General features: G+C 67.6%; 20 protein-coding genes. 11 read left to right on the top strand and 9 right to left on the bottom strand.

The features are described from left to right. Positions 1-11: 11 nt before the first annotated feature. From ACWMMN_RS19055 to ACWMMN_RS19030, 6 genes are all read right to left on the bottom strand, one after another. Positions 12-2126 carry a phosphocholine-specific phospholipase C gene (locus ACWMMN_RS19055; protein WP_486423787.1) on the bottom strand — a complete coding sequence of 705 codons (2115 nt, stop codon included), beginning with the start codon at positions 2124-2126 and terminating at the stop codon, positions 12-14. 42 nt (positions 2127-2168) lie between these two features. After that, the gene (locus ACWMMN_RS19050; RefSeq protein ID WP_034190574.1) at positions 2169-2372 is read right to left on the bottom strand and encodes a hypothetical protein; all 204 of its coding nucleotides are present in this window, start codon (positions 2370-2372) and stop codon (positions 2169-2171) included. 316 nt (positions 2373-2688) lie between these two features. After that, positions 2689-4683: an acetyl-CoA carboxylase biotin carboxylase subunit gene (locus ACWMMN_RS19045; protein ID WP_174994180.1), complete on the bottom strand. Its 1995-nt coding sequence runs from the start codon at positions 4681-4683 to the stop codon at positions 2689-2691. A 36-nt stretch (positions 4684-4719) separates the two neighbouring features. Then, complete coding sequence (locus tag ACWMMN_RS19040; protein ID WP_059239001.1) at positions 4720-5505, bottom strand: enoyl-CoA hydratase/isomerase family protein; 786 nt, start codon at positions 5503-5505, stop codon at positions 4720-4722. A gap of 19 nt (positions 5506-5524) precedes the next feature. Then, positions 5525-7132: a carboxyl transferase domain-containing protein gene (locus ACWMMN_RS19035; RefSeq protein WP_486423786.1), complete on the bottom strand. Its 1608-nt coding sequence runs from the start codon at positions 7130-7132 to the stop codon at positions 5525-5527. Between the two features lie 31 nt (positions 7133-7163). After that, complete coding sequence (locus tag ACWMMN_RS19030) at positions 7164-8345, bottom strand: isovaleryl-CoA dehydrogenase (RefSeq protein WP_059238999.1); 1182 nt, start codon at positions 8343-8345, stop codon at positions 7164-7166. Between the two features lie 170 nt (positions 8346-8515). Here ACWMMN_RS19030 and ACWMMN_RS19025 point away from each other — a divergent pair, with 170 nt between their 5' ends. Beyond that, positions 8516-9262: a TetR/AcrR family transcriptional regulator gene (locus ACWMMN_RS19025; RefSeq protein WP_081051986.1), complete on the top strand. Its 747-nt coding sequence runs from the start codon at positions 8516-8518 to the stop codon at positions 9260-9262. A gap of 73 nt (positions 9263-9335) precedes the next feature. Here the strand turns inward: ACWMMN_RS19025 and ACWMMN_RS19020 are convergent, their stop codons facing one another. After that, positions 9336-9824: a MarR family winged helix-turn-helix transcriptional regulator gene (locus ACWMMN_RS19020; RefSeq protein ID WP_059240903.1), complete on the bottom strand. Its 489-nt coding sequence runs from the start codon at positions 9822-9824 to the stop codon at positions 9336-9338. A gap of 198 nt (positions 9825-10022) precedes the next feature. Between ACWMMN_RS19020 and ACWMMN_RS19015 the strand changes: the two genes are divergently transcribed. From ACWMMN_RS19015 to ACWMMN_RS18995, 5 genes are all read left to right on the top strand, one after another. Beyond that, positions 10023-11102, top strand: coding sequence for an aromatic ring-hydroxylating oxygenase subunit alpha (locus ACWMMN_RS19015; RefSeq protein ID WP_059240902.1), 1080 nt, complete (start codon positions 10023-10025; stop codon positions 11100-11102). After that, positions 11099-12064: a PDR/VanB family oxidoreductase gene (locus tag ACWMMN_RS19010; RefSeq protein ID WP_059238995.1), complete on the top strand. Its 966-nt coding sequence runs from the start codon at positions 11099-11101 to the stop codon at positions 12062-12064. The genes ACWMMN_RS19015 and ACWMMN_RS19010 overlap by 4 nt, the downstream gene beginning before the upstream one ends. A 48-nt stretch (positions 12065-12112) precedes the next feature. Then, a complete protein-coding gene (locus ACWMMN_RS19005) occupies positions 12113-13171 on the top strand; it encodes an aromatic ring-hydroxylating oxygenase subunit alpha (protein WP_059238993.1) in 1059 nt (352 codons plus the stop codon). 156 nt (positions 13172-13327) lie between these two features. Beyond that, positions 13328-14665 (top strand): MFS transporter, encoded by a 1338-nt coding sequence (locus ACWMMN_RS19000; RefSeq protein WP_059238991.1) that lies wholly within the window; start codon positions 13328-13330, stop codon positions 14663-14665. A gap of 102 nt (positions 14666-14767) precedes the next feature. Beyond that, positions 14768-15862 carry a porin gene (locus ACWMMN_RS18995; RefSeq protein WP_059238988.1) on the top strand — a complete coding sequence of 365 codons (1095 nt, stop codon included), beginning with the start codon at positions 14768-14770 and terminating at the stop codon, positions 15860-15862. Positions 15863-15883: 21 nt separating this feature from the next. On the opposite strand, the gene ACWMMN_RS18990 is transcribed toward ACWMMN_RS18995, so the two are convergent. Continuing rightward, on the bottom strand, positions 15884-16330 hold the full coding sequence (locus tag ACWMMN_RS18990) for a hypothetical protein (RefSeq protein ID WP_059238986.1): 447 nt from the start codon (positions 16328-16330) through the stop codon (positions 15884-15886). 398 nt (positions 16331-16728) lie between these two features. On the opposite strand from ACWMMN_RS18990, the gene ACWMMN_RS18985 reads away from it, so the two are divergent. From ACWMMN_RS18985 to ACWMMN_RS18965, 5 genes are all read left to right on the top strand, one after another. After that, positions 16729-18897 (top strand): TonB-dependent siderophore receptor, encoded by a 2169-nt coding sequence (locus tag ACWMMN_RS18985; protein ID WP_486423785.1) that lies wholly within the window; start codon positions 16729-16731, stop codon positions 18895-18897. Positions 18898-19148: 251 nt separating this feature from the next. Next, positions 19149-19940 carry a thiosulfate dehydrogenase gene (gene tetH, locus ACWMMN_RS18980; RefSeq protein ID WP_486423784.1) on the top strand — a complete coding sequence of 264 codons (792 nt, stop codon included), beginning with the start codon at positions 19149-19151 and terminating at the stop codon, positions 19938-19940. Further along, entirely contained in the window at positions 19937-21010 is a 1074-nt protein-coding gene (locus ACWMMN_RS18975; RefSeq protein WP_233464342.1) for a substrate-binding domain-containing protein, read from the top strand. Before tetH ends, ACWMMN_RS18975 begins: the two co-directional genes overlap by 4 nt. 51 nt (positions 21011-21061) lie before the next feature. Next, positions 21062-21748, top strand: a complete 687-nt coding sequence (locus ACWMMN_RS18970) for a c-type cytochrome (protein ID WP_486423783.1) — start codon at positions 21062-21064, stop codon at positions 21746-21748. Beyond that, positions 21745-22686 (top strand): c-type cytochrome, encoded by a 942-nt coding sequence (locus ACWMMN_RS18965; protein WP_486423782.1) that lies wholly within the window; start codon positions 21745-21747, stop codon positions 22684-22686. Before ACWMMN_RS18970 ends, ACWMMN_RS18965 begins: the two co-directional genes overlap by 4 nt. 43 nt (positions 22687-22729) lie before the next feature. Here the strand turns inward: ACWMMN_RS18965 and ACWMMN_RS18960 are convergent, their stop codons facing one another. Continuing rightward, positions 22730-24655 carry an NHL repeat-containing protein gene (locus ACWMMN_RS18960; protein WP_059238976.1) on the bottom strand — a complete coding sequence of 642 codons (1926 nt, stop codon included), beginning with the start codon at positions 24653-24655 and terminating at the stop codon, positions 22730-22732. Between the last annotated feature and the right edge of the window lie 195 nt (positions 24656-24850).

Here is a 24850-nt window from a genome sequence, read left to right as displayed (position 1 = left end):
GCCGGCTGACGTCAGACCGGCGTGATCGTCGGCGCCACGGCCGCCGGATCGGTAATGCTGGCCTTGCCGGTTTCGACGTGCCCTGCGATGCGGCGCATCCAGCCGGCATTCCCCGCCGCTGCGAACTGCAGGTCGTACCACTGGCTGCTGCACGACAGGTCCCAGTGCGCTTCGACGCGCTGCCCCGCCGGGATCGTCAGCGTGCGCGCCGCGCCGCCGTATGCGACATCGGTCGCCGTGACCGTCAGCGTGCCGGTGCCCGCATTGGCGATCGTCACGTAGACGTCGCCGTTCGCCACGTCGTAGCACGGCGTGATTTCAGGCTTCGCCGTTGCATCCGCTGCGGCCGAACCCGCGAAGCGCCGGAAATAGCCGTTCGGCCCCCACACGCTCACCAGGTAGTTGCCGTTCGCATCGAGCGCCCACGTGTCGGTCAGCTGTTTGCCCGCTTCGACCGTATAGCGGCGCGGCATCGCAGTCGGATCGCCCGTATAGACCCAGAAATGCGCGCCCTGCGCGCCCGTGTTCGCGAACGTCACCGCGTAACCTTGCGCCTGCAACTGGCCGGTGACATGCAGTTCGTACGGCAGCGCGCGAGCCGGCCGCGTGCCGGATTCCTGCGCGGTCACGACCTGCTGCGCGGTGCTGGCCGGCGCAGTCTGCGACGACGCGCGCGAGCATTGCAGGTCGGCCTGCGCGACATACGCCTGCGTGTTCGGCAGCGCCGGCAGCGTGGTGTCCGATTTCGAGAAGTCGAGCGCCGACGTCAGGTCGCCGCAGATCGCACGGCGCCACGGCGAGATGTTGGTCTCCATCACGCCGAAGCGCTTCTCGATGAATTGCAGCACCGACGTGTGATCGAAGACTTGCGAACAGACGAAGCCGCCCTTCGACCACGGCGACACGACGAACATCGGCACGCGCGGGCCGAGGCCGTACGGCAGGTTGTCGGCCGTATACGTGCCGGTCTGCGTGGACGTCACGACGTTGTGCCGCTCGAGCGACACGTCCACCGTGCTCATGCCCGAACCCGGCAGCGTCGGCGCCGACGGCGGCACGACGTGATCGAAGAAGCCGTCGTTCTCGTCGTACATGATCAGCAGGACGGTCTTGCTCCACACTTCCGGGTTGGAGGTGAGCGCATCGAGGATCGTCGACAGGTAGTACGCGCCGTACAGCGGCGTGAACTTCGGATGCTCCGAATACGCGGCGGGCGGCAGCAGCCACGACACCTGCGGCAGCGTGTTGGCCTGCACGTCGGCCTTCAGCTGCGTGATCGGGCGCGTGCTCATCCCGCGCGTCTGCAGCGACGAACCGGCCGGCGCATTCACGAAGTTGTTGAAGCACGCGAGCATGTTCGTGCCGTAGTTGCCGGTGAAATTGTCGAACCCGGTGCCCTGCTGGTAGATCTGCCACGAGATGCCGGCCTTCTCGAGCCGCTCCGGGTAGGTCGTCCAGTTGAAGGGCGGCAACTGGATCTTGTCGAACTGGTTGTCGATGTAGTCGGTGTTGTCGAGCAACGGGCCGCCGCCCGTGCCGAGCGGATCGACCATGCCCGTCATCAGGTACATGCGGTTCGGGTGCGTGTTGCCCGGAATCGAGCAGAAGTAGTTGTCGCACACCGTGAACGCATCCGCGAGCGCGTAATGGAACGGGATGTCGTCGCGGACGTGATAGCCCATCGTCATGTTCGACTTCTGCACGGCCCACTGGTCCGCGCGGCCGTTGTCGATCGCGCCGTGCGTCGTCGCCCACGTATGCGGCAGGCCGCCGATACATTGCGCGTTGACGCCCGGGTTGGTCGTGTCGTAGCGGAACGGCGCGATCACGCTCGTCTTGTCCTCCTGCCGCGGCTGGAACCACACCGGCTTGCCGTTCGGCAGCGTGACCGGGAAGCGGTCGTTGTAGCCGCGCACGCCGCTCAGGTGACCGAGATAGTGGTCGAACGAGCGGTTCTCCTGCATGAACACGACGATGTGCTGCACATCCTGGATCGTGCCCGTCACGGAATTCGGCTCGATCGCCAGCGCCTTGCGGATCGACTCGGGAAGCAGTGCGGAGGCGGCGGTCGCGCCGGCGAGGCCGGCGGAGAACTTCAGAAAATCGCGTCGCGAATGGGTGGCCATGCTGGTTGCTCTTGATTGGATTTCTGGTGGAAACGGCCGGTATCAGGAAGCGGGCGAGGATGCCGGTGCAGTGAAACCCGGCGGGCAGTGCATCTGCGCGGTGGCGACGACGGCGCCGCCGCACGCGGCCTTCTGCTGCGCGACGGGCGCGGCGGGTGCAGTCAGGTCGTCGTTGCAGGCGCCGAGGAGTGCTGTCAGCGCGATCAGACCAACGACCGCGAAAGGCCGCAGGGCCGACTTTCGCATAACGGTTCTCCGTGGGGGTGATGACACGACACAGGCGCGGGTGCGCACCGGTCATATCGACGGCGAGATGCTAAGTTCGACTTGTTACACGATGGTGTCGCGTGAAAGCGTAGCGCGAGGTGCGCACGAGCGGTAGCACGCGGCGGTGTGGCGGGAACGGCCGGAATGTAATGCGATCGAAAGATTCGCACTGCTTCGGCATGTCGATGCGATCGAAGCCGGTCTGATTCGGCAGGGGTCGCGCGGAGAATCGCGACGCGTTTTTTCGCGGGCCGGCAGCCACTGCTGCCGCCCGCTCACGGCGAGAAGGCCCTGCTCAGCCTTCCGCCATCATCAGCAGCTGCGCGCCGTCCGCGACCTGGTCGCCGACGCCGTACAGCACTTCCGCCACGACGCCCGCGCCCGGCGCGCCGATCGTGTGCTCCATCTTCATCGCTTCCATCACGATCAGCGGCGTGCCGGCTTCGACCTTCTGGCCCGGTTCGACCAGCACTGCGATCACCTTGCCCGGCATCGGTGCGGTCAGACGACCGCCGCCCTGCTCCGCATCGCCCGCATGCGCGAGCAGGTTGCGCCATTCGAACGTCTCCGATGCGCCCTGCGTGAACACGTGGAACGTGTCCCCGTCCGCATGCACGCGGCCGCTGCTGCGCACGCCGCCGAGCGTCACGTCGAAATCGAGCGGCGTGGCGCCGCGCGTCCACGCGAACGGTTGCGCGGTTTCGTCACCGGTCGCGATGCGTGCGCCGGCACCGTTGTCCTCATAGGTGACCGTCAGGTCCGCTTCGCGATCGGCCGCATGCCATTCGAGCGTGCGGCGATAGCCGCCGTTCAGCCGCCAGTCCGGCAATGCGCCCCACGGCGACGTACGTTGCGCCGCGCCACGTTCGCGCGCGAGCAGCGCCGCACAGGCGAGCGCAAGCGTCGCGCGCGGCGGCTGTTGCGGCGCGAACAGCGCATCATGGTTGCGCTCGATCAGGCCCGTGTCCAGATCGGCCGTCGCAAACGGCTCGCACGCGACGATCCGCTGCAGGAACGCGGCGTTCGTGTGCAGGCCGACCACTTCGCACGCACGCAGTGCACGCAGCATCAAGCCCAGCGCTTCCGCGCGGTCCGCGCCGTGAACGATCAGCTTCGCGATCATCGGATCGTAGAACGGCGTGATCGCATCGCCTTCGCGCACGCCGCTGTCGACGCGCACCGCCGCGCCGATCGAGAACTCGACGCCGGCCGGCAGCCGCAGGTGTTTCAGCGTGCCCGTCGACGGCAGGAAGCCACGCGCCGGATTTTCCGCATAGAGGCGCGCCTCGAGCGCATGGCCCTGCACGCGCAGCTCGTCCTGCTTCAGCGGCAGCGGTTCGCCGGACGCGACGCGCAGTTGCCATTCGACGAGATCGAGCCCCGTGACCATCTCGGTGACCGGATGCTCGACCTGCAGGCGCGTGTTCATCTCCATGAAGTAGAACGCGTCGCCCGTCATGATGAATTCGACGGTGCCCGCGCCGACATAGCCGACCGCGCGCGCGGCCGCGACGGCCGCCTCGCCCATCGCGCGGCGCACGTCGTCGGGCAGGCCCGGCGCCGGCGCTTCCTCGAGCACCTTCTGGTGCCGGCGCTGCACCGAACAGTCGCGGTCGAACAGATACACGGTGTTGCCGTGCGTGTCGCCGAACACCTGCACTTCGACGTGGCGCGGGCGCATCAGGTATTTCTCGATCAGCACGCGGTCGTTGCCGAAGCTGCTCGCGGCTTCGCGCTGGCACGATGCGAGCGCCGCCGGGAAATCGCCGGAGCGCTCGACCACGCGCATCCCCTTGCCGCCACCGCCCGCGCTGGCCTTCAGCAGCACCGGATAACCGATCTCGTCGGCTTCGCGATGCAGGTCGCCCGCATCCTGGCCGTCGCCGTGATAGCCGGGCACGAGCGGCACGGCGGCTGCATGCATCAGCGCCTTCGCGGCGGCCTTCGACCCCATCGCCGCGATCGCATCGACCGGCGGCCCGATGAACACGATGCCGGCCGCTTCGCACGCATGCGCAAAATCTTCGTTCTCCGACAGAAAACCGTAGCCGGGGTGGATCGCCTGTGCGCCGGTCGCGCGTGCGGCTTCGATGATGCGCTCGATGCGCAGGTAGCTGTCTGCCGCGGCCGAGCCGCCGATGTGCACGGCTTCGTCGCACGCGGCCACGTGTTTCGCGTTCGCGTCCGCGTCGGAATAGACGGCGACGCTCGCAATCCCGAGACGTTTGCACGTCGCGGCGACGCGGCAGGCGATTTCGCCGCGGTTGGCGATCAGAATCTTGTCGAACATGGCTTCGATGTCGTCCGGAGAGTGGGGGTCACGCGATCATTCACGCCACGACGGCGTGCGCTTTTCGAGGAAGGACGCGATCCCTTCGCGCGCTTCCGCGCCGGCACGGGTTCGCGCGATCCAGTCGGCGGTCTGCTCGATCAGCGTCGCGTCGAGCGGGCGGCCGGCCACGTCGGTGACGAGCTGCTTGCACGCTTTCACCGCATCGGGGCCGTTCGCGACGAGCGTCGCCGCCAGCTTCGCGACCGTTTCGTCGAGCGCATCGGCCGGTACCGCTTCGTGGATGAAGCCGAGCGACGCCGCGCGCGCGCTGTCGAACACCTCGGCCGTCGTGAAATAGCGGCGCGCGGCGCGCTCGCCCATCGCGCGCACGACGTACGGCGCGATCGTCGCGGGAATCAGCCCGAGCCGCGCTTCCGACAGGCAGAACTTCACGCCGTCGGCGGCAATCGCGATGTCGGCCGCCGCGACGAGGCCCACGCCGCCCGCATACGCGTCGCCATGCACGCGCGCGATCACCGGCTTGCCGCAGCGATGGATCGCCTCGAGCATCCGCGCGAGCTTGCGCGCATCGGCACGGTTCTCGTCGTCCGAGTAACCGGCCATCTTCTTCATCCAGTTCAGGTCCGCGCCCGCGCAGAACGCCGCGCCTTCCGCGGCGAGCACGATCGCGCGCACGCCTTCGTGCGCGTCGAGCCATTCGAACGCGGTGGTCAGCTCGGCGATCGTCGTCTCGTTGAACGCGTTGCGCACATCGGGGCGCGCGAGCGTGACGGTCGCCACGCGGCCGGCTTCACTTACCTTGATCGTTTCGTATCGCATCGTTCAGCCCTCCCGGCCGTTACATGCGGAACACGCCGAAGCGCGTCTCTTCGATCGGCGCGTTCATCGACGCGGCGAGGCCGAGGCCCAGCACGTCGCGCGTCTGCGCGGGGTCGATCACGCCGTCGTCCCACAGCCGCGCGCTCGCGTAATACGGATGGCCCTGGCGCTCGTACTGGTCGCGAATCGGCTGCTTGAACGCTTCCTCTTCGTCGGTCGACCACGAACCGCCCTTCGCCTCGATGCCGTCGCGGCGCACGGTGGCGAGCACCGACGCCGCCTGCTCGCCGCCCATCACCGAGATGCGCGCGTTCGGCCACATCCACAGGAAACGCGGGGCGAATGCGCGGCCGCACATCCCGTAGTTGCCGGCGCCGAACGAGCCGCCGATGATCACCGTGAACTTCGGCACCTTCGCGTTCGACACGGCCGTCACCATCTTCGCGCCGTGCCGCGCGATGCCTTCGTTCTCGTACTTGCGCCCGACCATGAAGCCCGTGATGTTCTGCAGGAACACGAGCGGGATCTTGCGCTGGCAGCACAGCTCGATGAAATGCGCGCCCTTCACGGCCGATTCGGAGAACAGGATGCCGTTGTTCGCGACGATCCCGACCGGATGGCCCCAGATGTGCGCGAAGCCCGTGACGAGCGTCGTGCCGTAGCGCGCCTTGAACTCGTCGAACTCGGAATCGTCGACGATGCGCGCGATCACCTCGCGCACGTCGAACGGCTTGCGCGTATCGACCGGAATCACGCCGTACAGGCTCTTCGCGTCGTAGCGCGGCAGCTTCGGCTCGCGCAGCGCGACCGGCGACGCGATCTTCGGCGCGAGATGATCGACGATGTTGCGCGCGATCGACAGCGCATGCGCATCGTTCTGCGCGAGATGGTCGGCCACGCCCGACAGGCGCGTGTGCACGTCGCCGCCGCCGAGATCCTCGGCGCTCACTTCCTCGCCGGTCGCGGCCTTCACGAGCGGCGGCCCGCCGAGGAAAATCGTGCCCTGTTCCTTCACGATGATCGACTCGTCGCTCATCGCCGGCACGTAGGCGCCGCCGGCCGTGCACGAGCCCATCACGACGGCGATCTGCGCGATCCCCGCCGCCGACATCGTCGCCTGGTTGAAGAAGATGCCGCCGAAGTGGTCGCGATCGGGAAACACGTCGTCCTGGTTCGGCAGGTTCGCGCCGCCCGAATCGACGAGGTACACGCACGGCAGCCAGTTTTCCGCGGCGATTTCCTGCGCACGCACGTGCTTCTTCACGGTGACCGGGTAGTAGGTGCCGCCCTTGACCGTCGCGTCGTTGCACACGATCACGCATTCGCGGCCGGCAATGCGGCCGATCCCGGTGATGACGCCCGCGCCCGGCGCGTCGTCGTTGTACATGCCGTTCGCCGCGAGCTGCGAGAACTCGAGGAACGGTGCGCCCGGATCGAGCAGTTGCGCGATACGGTCGCGCGGCAGCAGCTTGCCGCGCGACAGATGCTTGTCGCGCGCGGCCTGGCCGCCGCCCTGCGCAAGCTGTTCGATCTTCGCGCGCAGGTCGGCGACGACCGCCTCGAGCGCGGCGGCATTCGTGCGGAAGTCTTCCGAACGCGGGTTCAGTTTCGATTCGATGATCGGCATCAACGGGGCTCCGTACGCGTGACGTGGGGCGTTACATCGTTTCCGCGAACAGCTCGCGGCCGATCAGCATCCGGCGGATCTCGCTCGTGCCGGCGCCGATCTCGTACAGCTTCGCATCGCGCCACAGGCGCCCGACCGGGTATTCGTTGATGTAGCCGTTGCCGCCGAGGATCTGGATCGCCTCGCCGGCCATCCACGTCGCCTTCTCGGCCGTGTAGAGGATCACGCCCGCGCAATCCTTGCGCACCTGGCGAATGTGGTCGCTGCCCGCCGAGTCGAGATGGCGGCCGACCGCGTACAGGTACGCGCGGCACGCCTGGAACGTGGTGTACATGTCGGCGACCTTGCCCTGGATCAGCTGGAATTCACCGATCGACTGGCCGAACTGCTTGCGGTCGTGGATATACGGCACGACCGCATCGAGGCACGCGGCCATGATGCCCGTCGGGCCGCCCGACAGCACCGCGCGCTCGTAGTCGAGGCCGCTCATCAGCACCTTCACGCCGCCGTTCAACTGGCCGAGGATGTTCTCTTCCGGCACCTCGACGTCCTGGAACACCAGCTCGCCCGTGTGCGAGCCGCGCATGCCCAGCTTGTCGAGCTTCTGCGCGACCGAGAAGCCCTTCATCCCCTTCTCGACGATGAACGCGGTGATGCCGCGCGAATTGGCTTCGACATCCGTCTTCGCGTAGACGACAAGCGTGTCGCAATCGGGGCCGTTGGTGATCCACATCTTCGTGCCGTTCAGCACGTAGCGGTCGCCGCGCTTGTCGGCGCGCAGCTTCATGCTGACGACGTCGGAACCGGCGTTCGGCTCGCTCATCGCGAGTGCGCCGATGTGTTCGCCCGACACGAGCTTCGGCAGGTATTTCTGTTTCTGCGCTTCGGTGCCGTTGCGGTGGATCTGGTTCACGCACAGGTTCGAGTGCGCGCCGTACGACAGGCCGATCGACGCCGACGCGCGCGAGATCTCTTCCATCGCGACCATGTGCGCGGTGTAGCCCATGTTCGCGCCGCCGTATTCCTCGGCGACCGTCATGCCGAGCACGCCGAGATCGCCGAACTTCTTCCACAGATCCATCGGAAACTGGTCGGTGCGGTCGACCTCCGCCGCGCGCGGCGTGATTTCCTTCGCCGCAAACGTCGCGACGGCGTCGCGCAGCATCTCGATGTCTTCACCGAGCATGAATTGCACGCCGGGCAGGTTGATCATGTCTCCTCCGTCTCCAGAAAGTGTGTCGCACTCACCGATTTCTGAGTTTCGCTCAAATCGAATGAATGCACCGATTCATTGACCAATACAGCGGAAATTTTGCACAGTTTCGCGCCTCGTCGGGTTCGGCGTCAATAGTTTTTTGAGTGACACTCAGATATCATGCGGACATGACAGCCGCTACCGCCGACACCATGACCGACACCGTCAAAGCCGACCGCGCCGACGCGCCGCGCGCGCCCACCGGGCGCAAGTCCCAGCAGCGCGTGCAGGACATTCTGCGCGCCGGCCGCGAAGTGTTCGCTGAAAAGGGTTACGAGCATGCGACGGCTGCCGAGATCGCGCAGCGCGTGGGCGTGTCGGAGGCGACGGTGTTCAGCTACTTCCGTGGCAAGCGCGAGCTGTGCGCACGCGTGATCGCGGATTGGTACGACGAAATCATCGCCGCGTTCGAGCACGGGATGCCGCAGGAGGCGTCGGTGCAGCAGCAGTTCGCGTTCATCGTGCGCACCCACCTGCGGTTGATGCTGGTGAACGGCACGGGGCTGTGCGCGCTGGTGCTGTCGGAAGGCCGCGCGAAGCAGCATGCGCTGAGCGACGAGCTGACCGCGCTGCAGCGCCGCTACACGGCGCCGCTGATGGACGTGCTCGCGCGCGGCCAGGCGGCCGGGCAGGTTCGGGCGGACCTGCCGCTGAGCCTGCTGCGCTCGATGGTGTTCGGGCCGATCGAGCACGTGCTGTGGGATGCGATTCTCGGGCACCGCAAGCTCGACACGGAAACGACGGCCGCGCAGCTGATCGACATGCTGTGGGCCGCCGTGCAGCCGCCGGCGCCGGAGCAGGCGGCGCTCGTGCGCTTCAGGAACGAAGTGGCCGAAGCGATGCGACGGCTGGAAGGCGAAAGCACGCGCGCTTGACGCACGGCGGGCAGCACGCCCGCCGCCCCGCCGCCGCTTGCCGCTGTCGCTCGGGGCTCGGGGCTCGGGGCCGCTACGACTCCTCGCTCACGCGCAGCGGCGCGCGGCTCTGCTCGTTGTTCAAATGGACGAACTTGCGCAACAGGCGCACCAGTTCCTGCGAATCGTCCTCTCCCATCCCGTCGAACAGGCCGGCGCGCAGCTCCTTCACTGACGGAATCAGGTGCGTGAGCAGCTCGACGCCCGCCGGCGTCAGCAACAAGCGGCGCTGACGTCGTGGCAGCACTTCGCGCACGATCAATCCTTTCGCTTCGAGCCTGACCGCGAGATCCGCGGTCGTCGACGTATCGAGCGCCACCCGCTGCGCGAGCGTCACCTGATCGAGCCCCGGGCACTCGTAGAGCATCCGCAGGACCGCGTACTGCACCGGCGTCACGTCCCGGCCCAGCTTCTCGTAGAACATCGCAACCGCGATCTGGTGTGCGCGCCGGATCAGGTGCCCGGGCTCGTCGTACAGATCTAGCGGGAAAGCCGGCAAGTCGGCGGGATTCTTTTTTTCCATGTAGGTGTCGATGACATAGGCGGCGCACGCCGTTGCGCGCGCCGACGGCATGGCGCTGCCTCGCGCCATTTCCCGGGAAAACCAGTATACCGCTCGCCTTGCCCCAGCCAATCTCAATGAGTACACTGAATCTCATTCAGTACACGGAATGAAGAGATGCCGCGTACCGGCGGCATCGACCTGAAGGAGACGACGAACGTGTTTCTCAAGAATGCTTGGTACGTGGCGGGCACGCCCGATGAAATCGATGGCAAGCCGCTGGGCCGCAAGATCTGCAACGAGTCGATGGTGTTTTACCGCGCGGCGGACGGCCAGGTCGCCGCGCTCGAGGACTTCTGCCCGCACCGCGGCGCGCCGCTGTCGCTGGGATTCGTGCGCGACGGCGTGCTCGTGTGCGGCTATCACGGGCTGGAAATGGGCTGCAACGGCAAGGCGGCCGGCATGCCGGGCCAGCGCGTCGGCGGCTTCCCGCCGATTCGCAGCTTTCCGGCGGTCGAGCGGTACGGATTCATCTGGGTCTGGCCGGGCGAGGCGTCAGAAGCCGATCCGGCCACCCTGCCCGCGCTGGCGTGGGCCGAGGATCCGGCCTGGGCCCACGGCGGCGGCCTGTATCACATCCGTTGCGACTACCGGCTGATGATCGACAACCTGATGGACCTCACGCACGAAACCTACGTGCATGCGACCAGCATCGGCCAGAAGGAAATCGACGAAGCACCGCCGAAGACGACCAGCCACGGCGACGAAGTCGTCACGAGCCGCTTCATGGAGAACGTGATGCCGCCACCGTTCTGGCAGATGGGGTTGCGCGGCAACGGGCTGGCCGACGACGTGCCGGTCGACCGCTGGCAGATCTGCCGCTTCACGCCGCCGAGCCACGTGATGATCGAAGTCGGCGTCGCGCATGCGGGCCACGGCGGCTACGACGCGCCGGCCGACCTGAAGGCATCGTCGATCGTGGTCGATTTCATCACGCCGGAGACGGACACCTCGATCTGGTACTTCTGGGGGATGGCGCGCAATTTCCGGCCCGCCGATCACGCGCTGACCGCCGAGATCCGCGAAGGCCAGGGCAAGATCTTCGCCGAGGATCTCGAGATGCTCGAGCGCCAGCAGCTCAACCTGGAGAAGTGGCCCGACCGCAAGCTGCTCAAGCTCAATATCGACGCCGGCGGCGTGCTGTCGCGCAAGGTGATCGAGCGGCTGCTCGCCGACGAGAACACGGCGCGCCCGCAGCGGCCCGCGATCCCGGTTGTGCCAGTCCAGGAGGCGTCATGAGCGCCGCAACCTTGACGGTCCGGGTGGCCCGCAAGTGGCAGGAAGCGCGCGATATCTGCGGCTTCGAGTTCGTCAGCGACGACGGTTCGCCGCTGCCGCGCTTCGACGCCGGCGCCCATATCGACGTGCATCTGCCGGGTGGCTTCGTGCGCCAGTATTCGCTGTGCAACCACCCGGAGCACGACGATCGCTATCAGATCGCCGTGCTGCGCGATGCCGACGGTCGCGGCGGGTCGCGCGCCATTCACGACGCAGTCCGGCAAGGCGATACCGTGCGGATCGGCGTGCCGCGCAATCAATTCCCGCTCGCCCCCGACGCACCGCACCACCTGCTGCTCGCCGGCGGGATCGGCGTCACGCCGATCCTCAGCATGGCCGAACGGCTGTTCTCGTCGGGCATGCCGTTCGACATGCACTACTGCGCGCGTTCGACCGATCGCATGGCGTTCGTCGAGCGCATCAACGCAGCCGGGTTTCACGATCGCACCCGTTTCCACGTCGACGACGGCGACCCCGCGCAACGCTTCGACCTGGCCGCCGTGCTGGCCGCCATGCCGGAAGGCACGCACCTGTACGTATGCGGCCCGCGCGGCTTCATGGATGCGGTGCTGAACGCCGCGCGCGCGCGCCACTGGGCTGAAGCGCGGCTGCACTACGAGTTCTTCGGCGGCGCAGTCGCGTCGTCCGGCGCGGACCGTGCGTTCCAGGTCCGGATCGCGAGCAGCGGCAAGGTCATCGACGTGCCGGCCGAATGCACGGTCATCGCGGCGCTGGCGGCGAACGGCGTCGACGTGCTGACGTCGTGCGAGCAAGGCGTATGCGGCACCTGCGCGACGCGTGTGCTGCAAGGCGAGCCCGATCATCGCGACGCATATCTGACCGAAGAGGAACAGGCAGCCGGCGACCAGTTCATGCCGTGCTGTTCGCGAGCGCGCAGCGACCTGCTGGTACTCGATCTGTAGACGGACCGCCCGCCCCGCGGCGGCCAACCACAATACTGGAGACGATCAATGGAGCAACATGCCCGGCCACCGATCAGTACAACTCAATTCCCGGTCGACCGATGGTGGGTCGCCGCGCTGTCGTCCGAACTGACGGACAAGCCCGTCGCCCGCACGCTGCTCGGCCGCCCGGTCGTCCTGTTCCGGTTGCCGTCCGGGGAAATCGGTGCGCTGGAGGATCGCTGCTGCCACAAGTCGCTGCCGCTGTCGTGCGGCTCGCTCGAAGCACGTGGCCTGCGCTGCGGCTATCACGGCCTGCTGTTCGACCGCGGCGGCGCATGCGTGGAGATTCCCGGCCAGGACCGGATTCCGGCGAAAGCATGCGTGTCGTCGTATCCGGTACACGAGCAGGACGCGATCGTGTGGATCTGGATCGGCGCCGACGCGCATGCGCAACCGACCTGCGCGCCGCCGCGCTACGCGTTCCACGCGGATCCGCACTATCGCTTCGGCGGCGGCAATTACCATTACGACGCGCCGTATCAACTGATTCACGACAACCTGATGGACCTCAGCCACCTCGGCTATGTCCATCTGAAAACGATCGGCGGCAACGCACCGTTGCACATGGGCGCGGACACCCGCGTCAGCAGCGACGGCGATACGGTGACGCTGGTGCGCCGGATGCCGGATTCCGACCCGCCGCCGACCTACACCGCCGCATGGCCGTTCGCGGGCCGCGTCGATCGCTGGCAGGAAATCGAGTTCCACGTGTCGCACATCCGGATCTGGACCGGCGCGATGGACGCCGGCACCGGCGACCTGCACGATCCGGCGCGCGGCGGCTTTCACATGCGCGGCTTCCACGGCATCACGCCCGAGACGGAAACGACGACGCACTACTTCTGGACCGTCGCGACCAATCCGCAACACGACGTGGAGCGCGTCGCGCAAACGGTCATCGCGCAATCCGCAGCGACGTTCGACGAAGACAAGACCGTGATCGAGGCGCAATACCGGAATCAGCTGCGCTTTCCGGACCGCCGCCAGATCGACATTCATGTCGACGCGGGCCCCAATCGCGCGCGGCGCGTGATCGAGCGGCTGCTGCAACCCGAACCCGCGTAAGCATCGCGCCGGTGCGCGAACGACGCCTGCCGGCCGCGACGGGTGTTCCCCCGGGGATGCCCGCCAGCCCGCGCATTCGGTTTGGTCCCATGCTCTACCGCCGGATTCGATTCCATCCAATTTGATTAGTCATACTATTTTTCAAGGATCTTTGACGTGAGCGCAAGTATCCGCAATACGATCGACGAATCCCCGATGAGCGCGTTCCAGACGATGGCGGTCACGGCCTGCGTCGTGCTGAACATGCTCGATGGCTTCGACGTGCTGTCCATCGCGTTTGCCGCGCCGCATCTGGCGGCCGAATGGAAACTGAGCGGCAAGGAGATCGGCCTGCTTCTGAGCGCCGGGCTGGCCGGCATGGGGATCGGCTCGGTGCTGATCGCGCCGCTGGCCGACCGAGTCGGCCGCCGCCGCATCATCCTGCTCTGCCTCGCCGTGATCTCGACCGGGATGTTCGCCTGCGCGGCCACGCACAGCACGCTGCAACTCGCCGTCGCGCGGGCGTACACGGGGCTCGGCATCGGCGGCATGCTGGCGAGCCTGACCGTCATCAGCGGCGAGTACGCGTCGAACAAATGGCGCAGCGCAGCGATCGGCATGCAGTCGACCGGCTATGCGATCGGCGCCACCGCAGGCGGCGTCATCGCCGGCTACCTGCTGTCGACGTGGGGATGGCGCAGCGTGTTCGCGTTCGGCGGCCTGCTGACCTTGCTGTCGATCCCGATGGTGCTCGCGCTGCTGCCGGAATCGCTCGACTTCCTGCTGGCAAGGCGCCCGGACAACGCGCTGCAGAAAATCAACCGCATCCTCGCGAGAATGAAGCGCACGCCGATCGACACGCTGCCGGCTTCGTCCATCGACATGGCGAGCCCCGCGTCGCGCTGGACAGCCGTGCTGCGCGCACCGCTCGCACGCCGCACGATCGCGTTGTGGATCGCGTTCTTCCTCGTGATGGGCAGCTTCTACTTCGTCGTGAGCTGGACGCCGAAGCTGCTGGTCCAGGCCGGGCTGTCGGCATCGCAGGGCGTCACGGGCGGCGTACTGCTCAACCTCGGCGGCATTGCGGGCGCCTCGCTCTTCAGCCTGCTGTCGACACGGTTCGGCCTGCGCAACCTGCTCGGCGCAACACTGCTGCTCGGCGGCGCGCTGATGGTCGTGTTCGGCGCGAACACCGGCTCGCTCGGCATCGGGATGACCGTCGCGGTGTTCCTCGGCGCGGTGATCAATGCGTGCGTGGCCGGCATGTATGCGCTGTCGCCGACGCCGTACCCCACCGAAATCCGCACGACCGGCATCGGCCTCGCGGTCGGCATCGGGCGCCTCGGCGCGATCCTGTCGCCGATGACGGTCGGTGCGCTGCTGGACGACGGCTGGTCCGTATCCCACCTCTATCTCGCGTTCCTCGTGCCGATGGCCGGCGCGGCGATCGCCGTCGCCGTGGCGGGCACGCGTGCCGCGGCACCGCGCCGGCAACGCGACCCGGCGATGTCGTAACGCACGACGCCCGCAGTCTTGCCGATACCCGTCGGCATCCCGGATACGTCCGGAGCATCAAAAAAAACGATAAGCATATCTACATACTGTTTGGAGACAGCCATGAAAACGAAACTGGGCGTCGCACTCGCGACGGCGATGGCGCTGGCCGGACCGGCCTGCGCGCAAAGCAGCGTCACGCTGTACGGGATCATCGATACCGGCGTGTCCTACTACAACAACGCCGCGCACGGCGGAGCGTTCACGGGCATGCCGACGCTGACCGGCGAGCTGCCGTCACGGTGGGGGCTGAGAGGCACCGAGGATCTCGGCGGCGGCTACCAGGCCTTCTTCGTGCTCGAGAACGGTTTCCAGCCCGGCACCGGTGCGCTGAACTACGGCGGGCGCCTGTTCGGGCGACAGGCGAACGTCGGCGTGAACAGTCCGTTCGGCGCGCTGACCCTCGGCCGCCAGATGAACATGTCGATGATCGTGCTGACCAACGCCGACGTGATCGGCCCGTCGATTCACTCCATGGCGGATTTCGACTCCTATCTGCCGAACGCGCGCAGCGACAATGCGATCGGCTACAAGGGCACGTTCCACGGCGTGACGCTCGGCGCCACCTACAGCTTCGGCCGTGACGCGGCCGGGCCCGCGGGGCCGTCGGCGACGGGCTGCGCCGGACAGGTGCCCGGCGATATCGTCGCTTGCCGCCAATACACGGCGATGCTCGCGTATGACGCGAGCCATTTCGGGCTCGCCGCGTCGCACGACGTGATGCGCGGCGGCGGCGGTGCACTCGCGCCGCTGAACAATCCGGCGTACACCGACACGCGCGACATCGTCGCCGGCTACGTGAAGATCGGCCCCGCGAAACTGGGCGCCGGGTGGATCCGCCGCAACCTCGCGGCAGCCGAGCACCTGCAGGCCGATATCGTGTTCGCCGGCGGCACGTACTACGCGACGCCCTACCTCGCGCTCGATCTTCAGGGCGTCCGCTACCTGCAACGCCGCGAAAACAGCGAAAGCGGCACGAACGCCACGCTGCTGGTCGGCCGCGCGAACTATTTCCTGTCGAAGCGGACGACCGTCTATACGTCGGTGGGCTACATGTTCAACAGCACGCTGGCTGCGAACGCGGTCGCCGCCGGCGGGACAGTCGGTACCGGAATGAATCAGCTCGGCGTGATGGCCGGCATCCAGCAGAAGTTCTGAACGCCGGTCACCGCGTGGGGCTCAGTTGGCCAGTCGGCAATGCGACAGCTTCAACCCCGGCAGCACCGGCGCATCGATATAGCCTTCGTTCACGCAGCTGAACCGGAACGCCGCCGACGTGACGAACGGCTTGATCTCGCCGCCGGGAAACTTCGGCTTCAGCGCATCCTGGTCGGCCACGTCGAAATGCGTGTCGAACTGCTCGCCGTCGGCCGTCAGCGCGCCGAAGTACGTGCCGCCCGGGTCGCCGCCCATCCGGATCACGGCGCCGACGAACGCGAGGCGCTTGCCGTCGTACTTCGTCTTCGCGGCGGCCATGTCTTGCGTGTAGGCCTCGATCACGGCGCTGTAATGCGCGTCGATCGCGGGTTCGGCGGCCGAAGCCGCACAAGCGGCCGGGTGAACGCCCGAAAGCAGCGTGCAGGCCGCGAGCGCGGCCGCCGCGAACGGCGCGGAAATCTTCGTCATGGGTGGTCTCCCGTCTAGCGTGGTGGTTGAAGTGATTGAAGCCCGGCGCTTGCGCCGGCTGAATTCGCTTCCGTTGCTCTAATCGTTCGAATGGCGGTACACGGCTGCGATCACTTCATCACCCGCAGGGTCGTGCGCGGTGCGCAGCGCCGCGCGAAACGCGACGTGACAGGAAGATGACATGGTGCGGCCCCCGGCTCTCTCGTTGATTTTCACTGCGTCTGATTTTGGCCGCTACGGTAGCAGACGGCCGACGGCCCGGCAACCAAGCGCCGCGCGCGGCCAGCTATCGCTTTACAATTGCAAATGATTCTCATTACATATATCATGCGCAACCTGGCCGCAACACATCGCTACGGCCCGCGACACGATCCTTAGTACTCCTCCTGCCTCGATTCATGCCATCCCGTCGAACGCCCCGCCGTGCCCGGACCCTGCGCCCGTGGCGCACGAGCCTGCCTGCCCTGATCACCCTGTGCGTCGCGAGCGGCACGCATGCCGCCAACGCCGAGCCCGCTGCACCTGCGTCGACACCGGCGACGCCCGCCGAACACGAACTCCCGGCGATCAGCGTCAACGCATCGTCGGCCGTCGACCCGACGGTCGGCTATCAGCCGCGCACCACCGGCATCGCGGGCGGCGACGACCGCTCGCTGAAGGAGATTCCGCAATCGGTCGCGGTGGTCAGCAGCAGCGTGATGCAGGACCAGCAGGCGCGCTCGCTCGACGACGTGCTCGGCAACATCAGCGGCGTCACGCAGACGAACACGCTCGGCGGCACGCGCGACGCGTTCACCAAGCGCGGTTTCGGGTCGAACAACGACGGCTCGGTGCTCGTCGACGGCGTGCGCACGCCGGTGCTGCACAGCTATCTCGCGACGATCGATCGCGTCGAAGTGCTGAAAGGGCCGGCGTCGCTGCTGTACGGCATGCAGGACCCGGGCGGCGTGATCAACCTCGTCACGCGCAAGCCGGAAGACACGTTCGGCGGCTCGATCTCCGCGTCGCGCACGAGCCACGGCGGCGGCAGCGCGCAGTTCGACCTCACGGGCCCGCTCGGCAAGCCGGGCCAGGTCGCGGGCGGCACGCTCGCGTTCCGGCTGACCGGCGAATACGACACGAGCCGCTACTGGCGCAGCTTCGGCCGCGAACGCAACGCGCTGATCGCGCCTGCGCTGTCGTGGCACGACGCGGACACGTCGATCGACGTCAGCTACCAGTACGTCGACTACACGATGCCGTTCGATCGCGGCACCGTGCTCGTGAACGGCCGGCCCGACGACGCGCTGCGCTATCGCCGCTACGAGGAAGCGTGGTCGCAAAGCAGCGGCATCCAGGAAACGCTGCGCGCACGCATCGAGCACCGCTTCTCCGACGCGTGGCGCGTGCGCGCGACCTACGGCTGGGGCCGCGATCGCTATGACCAGTTCATCACCCGCGCCACCGCGTTCAACAGCAGGACCGGCGCGCTGACGCGCTCGTCCGATGCGAACCTCGGGCGCAACGACTCCGACCAGATCGCGACGCTCGGCCTGCTCGGCAACGTGACGCTCGCGGGGATGAACCACGCGATCTACATCGGCGGCGAATACGAGCGGCAGCGCAGCTTCCGCGGCGACACGATCCGCGGCAAGGCGACGACGGGCTTCAATCTCTACGATCCCGTGTACGGCCGGCTCGCGCCGGGCGGCACGCCGAACCCGAAGCAAAGCGATTCGCGCTCGGTCGTGCATGCGTATTCGACGATCGTGCAGGATTCGGTGAAGCTCACCGACCGCCTCACCGCGGTCGGCGGGCTGCGCTGGGAAAACTGGCAGCAGGAATCGGGGATGGGACGGCCGTTCGTGTTCGCCGACCGCTCTCGCGGCAGTGTCTGGCTGCCGCAGTTCGGGCTCGCGTATGCGCTCACGCCGGCGCTGACCGCCTACGCGAACGTGAGTCGCTCGTTCAAGCCGAACGTCGCGTCGAACGTCGCCGCGCCGCTCGCGCCGGAATACGGCCGCGTGCTCGAGGCCGGGCTGAAGTTCAGCCTGAAGCCCGCGATCACCGGCACGCTCGCGGTGTACCAGATCGACAAGCGCAACGTCGCGGTCACGGTCGGCGACATCACGTCGACGATCGGCACCGCGCGCTCGCGCGGGATCGAGCTCGACGTCGCCGGGCAGATCACGCGCCACCTGAGCGTGATCGGCAGCTACGCCTATACGAACGCGAACGATCGCGACAGCAACACGCCGCTCGTCAACGTCGCCCGCCACACGGGCAGCCTGTTCGCCGTGTACGACACGGCCATCGCGAACCTGCCGGGCCGCTGGCGCTTCGGCGGCGGTGCGCGCCTGGTCGGCGCACGCTCCGGCGACACCGCGAACAGCTTCACGCTGCCCGGCTACGTGACCGTCGACGCATTCGCCGCCTACGAAACGACGATCGGCAAATTCCCGACGCGCTTCCAGCTCAACGTGAAGAACCTGCTCGACAAGACCTACTACCCGTCGAGCAACAACAACCTGATCGTCGCGGTCGGCGAGCCGCGGCTCGTCACGCTGACGACGACGGTGTCGTTCTGACGCACCCGCGCGGCCGACGCCGGCCAGCCGCATCCGTCGGCCGCGCCTCCCCCACCGCCGTCACGCCGCCGCGCCACGCGGCGGCGCCCGCCTCCGGGTCAATCATCGGACCCTCGAATATCTCCCATCCGATATCGCGATTTCCGGTATCGATCGCACGCCTCTAGACTGGCTACGCCGTCACGCCGCGGCGCTGCGCCGCCGCACGGCAATGCGACACGCCCCACAAAAACGATTCCGGGAGATAAGCCATGTCCGACCGGCAGGCGCGCCGAGGCGCGCTCAAGACACTCGGCCTCGCGGCCGGTACTGCATTGCTCGCCGCCACGCGTCCCGCGCACGCCGCCGCACCCGACACCGGTGCGCTGCTGCCCGGCGGCGCCACGCACCTCGCCGACCTCACGCGCCGCCTCGCGGCCGCACCGAGGTGGCGCGACTTCAAGACGGTGCCGATGATCCTCGAACGCCCCGACCAGTGGGACCACGCAGCGCTCGCCGAACTGACCGGCTATCGCGGCGGCCCGAAGCAGGTATGGGACAACACCGACCTCGGCGGCCCGTGGCTGAACCTGATGCGCAATTCACTGAACGCGCAGATCTGGTCGTACCGGCATCCGGATTTCCTCGTCGTGTCGGCCACGCACGGCAGCGCGCATCTCGCGCTGTTCGACCAGGCCGCGTGGGACAAATACGGCCTCGCGAAATTCGCCGGCGCGGCCTTCCCGACCAACACGCTGCTCGACGCGAAACCCGCGCAATCGAAAGGCGCGCTGGATCATGAAGCGCCCGACGGCGCATTCTCGTCGCACGACAACAGCCTCGCCGCGCTGCAGCAGCGCGGTGTCGTGTTCCTGTCGTGCCACAACGCGATCTGGGAGCTCGCGGAGCGGCTCGACGGCGCGAACGCGAATCCCGACAAGCTGCCGCTCGACGCACTGGCGGCCGACCTGACCAACCACGTGATCCCGTCGGCGATCGTCACGCCGGGCGCGGTCGGCACGCTGCCCGAGCTGCAGCGAGCCGGTTTCACGTACGCGAAATGAGCACCGCGATGATCCCGATCCATACGAAACCGCAATCGCCATCGTCCTCGCGCCGCCGGCGCACGCTGCGCGCCGCGCTGGCCGCCTGGCTGTGCGGTGTATCGGCGCTCGCGCTCGCCGCACCCGCCGCCACCGACGCGACCGTCTTTCCGCCCTGGCAGGAAGGCCGCAACAATGATGCAATCCATCGCGGCCTCGAGTTCACGGTGCCGCAGGTCGACGTGCTCGCCGATTTCCACGGCGATCTCACCGCACCGAAGCTCGTGCTGTACGTCGGCGGCAACTACTTCTTCGCGATGGCGCCGCTCGTCGCGAAGTTCGAGGAAGATCATCCCGAGTATCGCGGGCGCATCTACTGGGAAACGATCCCGCCCGGCCTGCTCGTGAAGCAGATTCACGCGGGCGGCACGATCACCGTCGGCAACATGACGTGGACGGTCAAGCCCGACGCGTATTTCGCGGGGCTCGGCAAGATCAACGGCCTGATCGCGGACGGCACGCTGGCCGGCCCGGCCGTGCCGTACGTGACGAACCAGCTGACGATCATGGTGCGCGCCGGCAATCCGAAACGCATTGCGTCGCTGAACGATCTCGCGCGGGCCGACGTGACGCTCGCGATGCCGAATCCGGCCTTCGAGGGCGTCGCGCGGCAGATCCGCGCGTCGCTCGTGAAAGCCGGCGGCGACGCGCTCGCGCGCACCGTCTACGACGACAAGGTGCGTGCCGGCACGACCGAGCTCACGCACATCCATCATCGGGAAACCGCGCTGTTCCTGATGCAGGCGCGCGCGGACGCGGGCGTGCTGTGGCAATCCGAAGCGGCGTTCCAGGAACAGGTCGGGCATCCGCTGATGCACATCAACATTCCGGCCGAGCAGAATACGACGGCGATCTACGCAGGTGCGATGGTGAAGGACGCGCCGCATCCGGAAGCCGCGCGCGCGTGGCTCGCGTTCATCCGGTCGCCGGAAGCGTTCACCATTTTCCAGCGCTACGGCTTCGGCCGATATGATGCGAACCAGCCGACGCCGCATCTCGCTCCGGAGCAGGACCCGCCCGCTGCAGGCTGACGGTCCGGCCGCCGTGCGGCGCGCACGCCACATACAACAAGGAGGGGATACGTGAACGATACGGTCGATACACCGCGACGCCGGTTCGCACCGCTGCTGCTCGCCGCGGCCGCGCTGCTGGCCAGCCACGCGCACGCGGACGATGCAACGCCCGGCAAGACGATCGCGACACAGGGCACGGCGACGGGCGCCGCCGCCTGCATCGGCTGCCACGGCAGCCAGGGCGAAGGCAACGCGGCGGCCGGCTTCCCGCGCCTCGCGGGCACGAACGCCGCGTATCTGTCCGCGCAGCTCGCCGCATTCGCGGACGGCAGCCGCCAGAACCCGGTCATGCAGCCGCTCTCGAAACTGCTGTCGGCGCACGAACGCGATGCGGTATCCGCGTACTTCGCGAGCCTGCCCGCGCCGGCCGGCGTCTTCACCCCCGACGATGCGTCGAACGATCCGGCGAACGCGGGCGCGTGGCTCGCCACGCGCGGGCGCTGGTCGCAGGGCCTGCCCGCGTGCGCGCAATGTCACGGCCCCGGCGGCCTCGGCGTGGGCACCGCGTTCCCGCCGCTCGCGGGCCAGCCGGCCGCCTACATCGCCGGCCAGTTGAACGGCTGGAAACACGGCACGCGGCCGCCCGGGCCAATGGGATTGATGCCGATGATCGCCGGCAAGCTGTCCGATGCCGACATCGACGCGGTGGCCGCCTACTATGCGCGCGGCGGCGCCGCACAAGGAGACAAGCGATGATCGACCGCACGATGCTGATCCGCCACGCCCGCGCGACGCTGCTCGGCGCGGCCTGGCTGCCCGCGCTCGCCTTCGCGGCGGCCCCGCAGGACGCACCGGCCGCCGCTTCCGCTCCGGCAATCTCTCCCGCCGCATCCGCGCCGGCGGCCAAATCGTTCACACCGCCGCCCGAATCGGCGATCCCGGCCGACGACTTCGGCAAGACCGTCAGGCTCGGCGAGCAGATCTTCCTGCACACGCCCGAGTTCGCGGGCAAGTACGTCGGCAACAAGCTGACCTGCGCGAGCTGCCACCTCGACGCCGGCCGCCGGCCCGACTCGAGCCCGATGTGGGCCGCGTACCTGCTGTATCCGGCGTACCGCGCCAAGAACGGCCACGTGAACACGTTCGCCGAGCGCCTGCAGGGGTGCTTCCGCTACAGCATGAACGGCAAGGCGCCGCCGGCCGGCGATCCGGTCCTCGTCGCGCTCGAAACGTATTCGTACTGGCTCGCGAAGGGCGCGCCGGTCGGCACGAAGCTGCCGGGCCAGGGTTTCCCGAAACTGCCGCCGCCCGCGCAGAAGGCCGACTACGCGCGCGGCGCCGCCGTCTACACGCAGCACTGCGCGCTGTGCCACGGCGCCGACGGCCAGGGCCAGTCGAGCGGCGGCAAGCCGGCGTTCCCCGCGCTGTGGGGCGCACGCTCGTTCAACTGGGGCGCGGGAATGGGCGACATCCGCAACGCAGCCGGCTTCATCAAGGCCAACATGCCGCTCGGGCTCGGCGGTACGCTGACCGACCAGGAAGCGTGGGACGTCGCGACCTTCATGGACAGCCACGAACGCCCGCAGGACCCGCGCTTCACGGGCTCCGTGCAGGACACGCGCGCGAAGTTCCACGATTCGCCCGACTCGATGTACGGGCGCAGCGTGAACGGCCGCGTGCTCGGCGCGCCATGACGTCCGGCCGCGCCGGTCGATGCGACCGACCCGGCCGGCGCGGTCACGGATGCCAGCGATACACGACGATGCTCGACCCGTTGTAGTTGTCCTTGGTGATCACGTACTCGCCGGTCGAGCGCAGGTACGCACGCACGCCGTACATCGAATCGACGTCGTTACCGACGTCCATCGCCGACGTATTCGAATTCGTCAGCGTCGTGACGAGCGCGCCGGTGTTCAGGTCGAATATGTCGATGTTCGGCACCGTGTGCACGTAACCGACGAACAGGTAGTGGCCGGCCGCCGCGATCGATTTCGGGTTCGCGCTCGTCAGGTTGATCACCGGATTCGGCGCGCTCGTGTTGCCGTTCTTCCAGCCGTGATAGACCTCGATGTGCCCGTTCATCGCGGTCCAGTCCCAGTTGCCCGCGAGGCCCTGCGCGAGGATCATCGTGTCGCTGTCGGCCTGGTAGAGGATGCGCGCGACGGGCGCCACGCTGCCCGGCACGGGCGTCGTCGCCGGTTTGCCCCACGACGGCTTGCCGGTCGCGTCGAAGCCCGTCATCGGATAACGCGTGATCACGTTCGATCCGTTCAGCCCGGCCCACACGTCGCCGTTGCCGTCGATGTCGAAGCCGGCCGTCACCTGCAGCGTCGTGTTGAACGGCTTGCCGGGAAGCGAGCCGGCCGGAATCGCGATGTAGCCGCTCGCGTTGTTGAAGTAATAGAAGTTGAAGTTGCCCGGGTTCTGGCCCGACGCGACGAGGATCCGGTTGCCGCCGACGTTCACGAGCTGGCCGAAATGCTGGCCGCGCTGGTAGTCGTTCATGTCGAGGCGCGGGTCCTTCGGATAGGTGAACGGGTCGACCGTGTTCGCGACGAACGTGCCGCCCGCGGTGCCCGTATAGACGTTGTTGCCGCTGTAGAACAACGTGCCGTCGGTGACCGGGTCGGGCGCGGCGATCCCCTCGAAATTCAGCGCCTGCAGCTTCCATTGCAGCGCGCCCGTCGGGCTGTACGAATGAAGATCCGTGCTGCCGTTGCGGCCGAGATCCCAGCCGCCGCCCCACGCGTTGTTCAGCACGTACAGGTTGCCGCCCGAATCCTTGCCGAGCGCGGCGACGCGCGTGAAGCGCTTGTCGCCGACCTGCCCCTTGATGCCCGTCGTCGTGTCGAGATAGCCGCCCTGCACGCCGAACGTGCCGACCTGCGCCGGCAGCCCGGGAAGCCCGCCGTAGACCTTGATGTTCATGTCGGGCCCCTGGTCGCCCACCATCAGCTGGCCCGTCGACGCATCGAAGTACAGCGACCCCGGCCGCGCGCCGGCCGCCATCTGGAGCGTGTTCATCGCCGTGCCGGTCGCGCTGAACTGCGCGACGACGCCCGCGCTCTTGCGTGCGACCCACAGGTTGCCGGCCGCGTCGAGCGCCAGCGCGCCGGGCCCCGATACGCCGATGTCGCGCTGCCATACGCCGTCGGTCGTATAGACGCGCACGCGGTTGCCGTAGAAGTCGCTCACGTACAGCAGGTTGCCGGCCGTCGCGAGGCCCGTGATCACGTCCGCATACTGGATGCCCGTCCACGTGCTGACCGGGATGCGCAGGTCGCGCTGGTTCGTGCTCCGGTTGTAGCGGCCTACCGAGCCGCTGCCGAACGTGCGGTTGTAGCCGAGCGCGACGAACAGCGATGTCGAGTTGCCGGTGATCGCACCGCCCTGGAATTCGTCGTGGATGCCGATCGTGCCGAGCGGCTGGCCGTTCTGGTAGAGCGCGACGCCGCCCGCGTTCTCGTCCCAGCGCGACGCCGTGTAGATCACGCCCTCCGGCGCGACCCACATCGAGCGCGCGCCGTTGCCCACGTGCGAGACCAGCGTGCCGTACGTGTTCGCGAGCCAGTCCGTCGAGTACTGCACCTGCGCGTGGCTCGCCGGCGCCAGCATCGCCATGCACATTCCCAGCAACGCCGCGCGGATTTGTTTCATTGACATGAATAATGCTCCCAGACGATCAATGGTCGACACTGTAAATCGCGGCGCATGAAATATTGGTGATTCCGGCAAAAGCGCATTCGCCGTTATCCCGAATTATTCACTCCGCGCCTTTTGCCGTCCGGCGCTTTTTCGTCAACGAAGGTCAACCCCGCGAAACCACGCCGCAACAGCGGCCGGGCGTACGATTTCGGT

The sequence above is a fragment of the Burkholderia cepacia complex sp. TUM26381 genome, assembly GCF_057439935.1.
This window is presented reverse-complemented; position numbering and strand designations above follow the sequence as displayed.